5 protein-coding genes and 1 riboswitch are annotated in these 4,379 nt (G+C 30.4%); all 5 genes read right to left on the bottom strand.

Annotated elements, in window-relative coordinates; genetic code table 11:
• Positions 1-88 precede the first annotated feature (88 nt).
• Positions 89-191, bottom strand: a riboswitch (glycine riboswitch).
• A 103-nt stretch (positions 192-294) separates the two neighbouring features.
• Positions 295-1,911 (bottom strand): Na/Pi cotransporter family protein, encoded by a 1,617-nt coding sequence (locus VK998_RS05805; protein WP_325226488.1) that lies wholly within the window; start codon positions 1,909-1,911, stop codon positions 295-297.
• Between the two features lie 105 nt (positions 1,912-2,016).
• Positions 2,017-2,484: a tRNA (cytidine(34)-2'-O)-methyltransferase gene (locus tag VK998_RS05800; RefSeq protein ID WP_325226486.1), complete on the bottom strand. Its 468-nt coding sequence runs from the start codon at positions 2,482-2,484 to the stop codon at positions 2,017-2,019.
• Positions 2,485-2,498: 14 nt separating this feature from the next.
• Positions 2,499-3,320 carry a Cof-type HAD-IIB family hydrolase gene (locus tag VK998_RS05795; RefSeq protein ID WP_325226484.1) on the bottom strand — a complete coding sequence of 274 codons (822 nt, stop codon included), beginning with the start codon at positions 3,318-3,320 and terminating at the stop codon, positions 2,499-2,501.
• Positions 3,321-3,435: 115 nt separating this feature from the next.
• A complete protein-coding gene (locus VK998_RS05790; protein ID WP_325226482.1) occupies positions 3,436-3,936 on the bottom strand; it encodes a methylated-DNA--[protein]-cysteine S-methyltransferase in 501 nt (166 codons plus the stop codon).
• Positions 3,937-3,940: 4 nt separating this feature from the next.
• Positions 3,941-4,379: DUF2225 domain-containing protein (locus VK998_RS05785; RefSeq protein ID WP_325226480.1), on the bottom strand; the 439-nt coding region annotated here is incomplete at its 5' end.

Raw genomic sequence — 4,379 nt, 5'->3', positions numbered from 1 at the left:
ATTACTCGCCCTCTACTCTGTTCTATAAACCTGAGAGTTTCCCCATACAAATGGATTGCTCCTTCGGTGCTCACGCTTTTCAGAGTTTCGTCAAAGCACGGTTCTTTTGCCTGAGATCATCATTGTATAATGGCAAACTATACAACTTATTCCTTCGGCGCCTAAAAATTGGTCTCTCCCGCACTTTTCATCCGAAAATATATTATTGTTTGATATAATTTTCACAGTCCACTGATATTATAATATATAAACATAATTTTAACAAGTCTTTTATTGAAGAAATTTTGTTTTTTTTTAATTTTTATCTTCTAATTGATCTAATACATAAAGGGATATATTAGAAGAATGGTCAGAAATCCTTTCAAAATTACTTAATAAGTCTAGGAAAACTGCACCAGAACTTGGTTGACATAAAAATTTGTTTAATCTATCAATATGAGTAGTTCTATATTCCTTTTCTAAAGCATCTATATCTTCTTCTAACCTTAATACCTCTCGTGCTTTTTCAAAATCAATATCTTTGAGAGCTTCTAAAGTCTTTTTAAATACTTGATGACTCTTATTAAATATATTGTCAAATTCTTCAATGGCATTATCACTAAATTGTAGCCTTTCATCTACTGATGTTTGAGCTAGTTCTGCAATGTTATCTGCATGATCTCCCACTCTTTCAATATCATTTACTACATTCATCAAGATATTAACGTGAGTGTATTGCTCATCAGTTAAAGGTGCATTGGAAAGTTCTACCAAATACTCCACTATATCTTTTTCTAATCTATTGATTACTTTTTCTTGCGAAAAAACCTCTTGAGTCAATTTTTCATCTTTATTCTTAAAAGCCTTTGCTGCTACAATCAAATTTTCTTCCACAATTTTGCCCATTCTAAGTACTTCTTTGTTTACTTGACCTAAGGCAATAGATGGCGTTTCAATTATTCTTAAATCCAAAAATCTTAAACCTGCTTCCGCTGTTTCTTCAATATCCCCAGGAACTATTCTCATAGCAGCTCTTACCAAGAAATTTGCAAAGGGGAGTTGAATAGCCACGTTTATTATATTAAATAATGTATGAGCATTGGCAACCTGCCTCTGTATATCATTAGGTGATAATTTTAATACAATTTTCTGTATAGGTACTCTTAATAAAAACATGAAAATAATTGTACCTACCAAATTGAATAAAAAGTGGATTACAGCAGCTCTCTTTGCAGTTTTATTAGTTCCTACGCTGGAAATTAAAGTGGTAGTAGTCGTACCAATATTGTCTCCAAAAAGTATAGGAAATGCAATATTTAAATTAATTAGTCCTTGTGAAGCCAATGCCTGCAACAAACCTATTGAAGCACTACTACTTTGCAATATAGTAGTTAAACCAAGTCCAACTAAAATGCCTAGAATAGGATCATTTAAACTGACCATAATATTTCTAAATGTGGGACTGTCCGCTAAGGGTTTTAAACCATTCCCCATCATGCCCATTCCAATAAAAAGTATACCAAAGCCTATCATTGTTTCAGCAAAGTTTTTAGCCTTTTTATTAGATGAAATTATCCAAATACCCATTCCAATTGCAACCGCCAACGGTGCAAAATCAGTTAGCTTAAAAGCAATTAATTGGGCGGTTATAGTAGTTCCAATATTAGCTCCCATTATAACACCAGTAGCTTGAGGCAAAGTCATAAGCCCAGCATTTACAAAACCAATAACCATGACAGTAGTAGCACTACTACTTTGTACAACCATAGTAACTAAAGCTCCAACTATAACCCCCATAAGTCGGTTATTTGTTAATATTTCTATTAATTTTTTTAACTTTTCACCAGCAGCTTTTTGTAAGCCCGTACCCATTAAATTCATACCATATAAGAAAAGCCCTAGTCCACCTAATACCGGTAATGCAATCTCCATTTGTATCCTCCTGACTAACATTAGATTTGAAATTTATCTTTTGCATGAGTCTAATTCTATATTAATACAATTTTGAAACTTAGTTTGTTAAATTTTTGTAAAATATTATTCTAAATGTGGAAAATCTAACTGTCTCAAAACCTCAAATAATATAATATTAACAGAGTTTGCTAAATTTAATGATCTTTTTATTCCTTCTTTCATTGGAATTTTTATTGTTTTATCCCAATTTTTGTTTAATATTTCACTTGAAAGACCTTTTGTTTCCTTTCCAAATACAATAAACGGGTTTTCAGGATAATTTATATCTGTATAATAATTTTTCCCCTTAGTTGTGGCATAAAAGAAGTTTTTACCACTATATTTTTTAAATAATTCTTGGAAATTTTCATAATAATGAATTTCTACCAAATTCCAATAATCTAGGCCTGCCCTTTTCAGATACTTATCTTCTACAGAAAAACCTAAGGGTTTAACTAGATGAAGAGCTGTATTGGTAAGAGAACATGTTCTAGCTATATTTCCGGTGTTTTGGGGTATTTCTGGTTCTACAAGTACAATATTTATTCCCATTAAAGACACTCCCTTTACTTGTTTAATACATACTTTTCTATTGCTTTTCCCACTCCATTTTGATCGTTAGTGTCCGTAACCACATGAACACAGTCTTTAATGTTTTGAGCTCCATTTTTCATGCCAATAGCTAATCCAGCAGTTTTAAACATAGATATGTCATTTTCATTATCCCCTATAGCTACCACTTGTGATTTGTCAATATTTAATTTTCCAATTAAATGTTCTAGCCCTGTGCCTTTAGATACTCCTTCATTCATTACTTCAATATTGTTATGCCAAGAACTAGAAACATTAATTCCGTCTATACTACTTAACTTCTCCCTAAATTTTAAAAGCTTATCAGTATTTTCTTCAACAAAAACAAATTTATAAACCGTTGGTTTTTTCTCACCAAAAATTCCAATAGGTGTTTTAAATAATTGAAGATTTATGCTCTGTTTTTTTAAACTGTCTTCATAGAATTGGTAGTGTTTAAAATATCTATTATCAGTTTCTTTTGAGTAAAATGTGTTAGTATCATAGAAATGGTAATAAATATTATCTTCCTCTGCAATTTCTACCACTTTATTAACTGAGTCAATGTTCATAGGGTTCTCATATATTATATCCTTTTGAGAAGAAATCAAAGCTCCGTTACAAGCAATTACTGGATTTTTCAATCCTATTTTTTCTCTATAATACAAAGCAGAGCTTAGTATTCTTCCTGTTGATAAAACAACATGTATTCCTTCATCAATGGCTTTAAATAAAACTTCCTTATTTTTCTCAGAAACTTTATTTTGACTATTTAACAACGTTCCATCCATGTCGATAGCTATCAATTTATACCTCATCTATTTTCCTCCTCTTCATTTGCCAAATTAAATATACCATAAATTTTCAAATAGTCAACAAAAAACTCTTTTTCATAATTAAAAAAAGAGTTGCAAATTAGAACGAAACGAATCGTTAAACTATACTATTCATTTCTAAAGTTAGCAATCTCTGTTTTAAGTCAAGACCAGCTCCAAAGCCAACTAGTTTCCCATTGGAACCAATTACCCTATGGCAAGGTACCACTATTAATATAGGATTTTTGTTTAATGCTCCTCCTACTGCCCTATATGCCTTAGGACTTCCAATACTAATTGCAATATCCTTATACGTTTTAATTTCACCGTAAGGAATTTTCAATAGCTCCATCCATACCTTTTTTTGAAAATCTGTTCCTTGTAAATCAAGGGGCAAAGAAAATATTTTTAAATCTCCCTTTAGATATTCTATTATTTGATTATGAAAATTATATTGATATTTTTCTGTCTTTATAGTTTGTCCATATTTTTTATTTACATGATTAACTATATTTATTGCTCCATTTTTTGCCAAGGAAAGATAAATTATTCCTTTAGAAGAAAAAAATATATACATCTTTCCTATTAAGGTATCAAAATCATAATATTTAATATCCATAACTTTATCCTTCCCGTGATATTCTCCATTGTTCTCTAGCCATTTTTTCCAGCATAGGGTTATTGCTTATATTAGAATTGGATAAAACTCCATTAAACCATTTTACAGCTTCGTTTCTAAAACCAAGTCTTCTGTTAATCTCTCCTAATAAATATGTCAACTTTAATTCATCCATATTGGTATTTACTAAAGATTCCTTATAAAAACCTTCTTCAAAAAAATCTTTTGTGAAACTTAAAAACCTTTCTTCCTCATCTTTGTTCTCTTCAATTCTATATAACCAAGCTAAACTTAAACATAAAGAACCTAGATCAATTTTTTTATAATCCAACAGTTGTCCTACATAAAGAGCTAATTTATATGTAGTTATTGCTTGATCTATATTTCTTTTATCTCCATAACTTCTTTTATTCCATTTAGAACTAACCTTTTTTAACACTATT

Source organism: Schnuerera sp. (assembly GCF_035459645.1).
In the GTDB taxonomy this organism is placed as follows: Bacteria; Bacillota; Clostridia; order Tissierellales; family Tepidimicrobiaceae; genus Schnuerera.
Note: the sequence above shows the minus strand (reverse complement) of the source record. Positions and strands in the feature narration are given on the sequence as shown.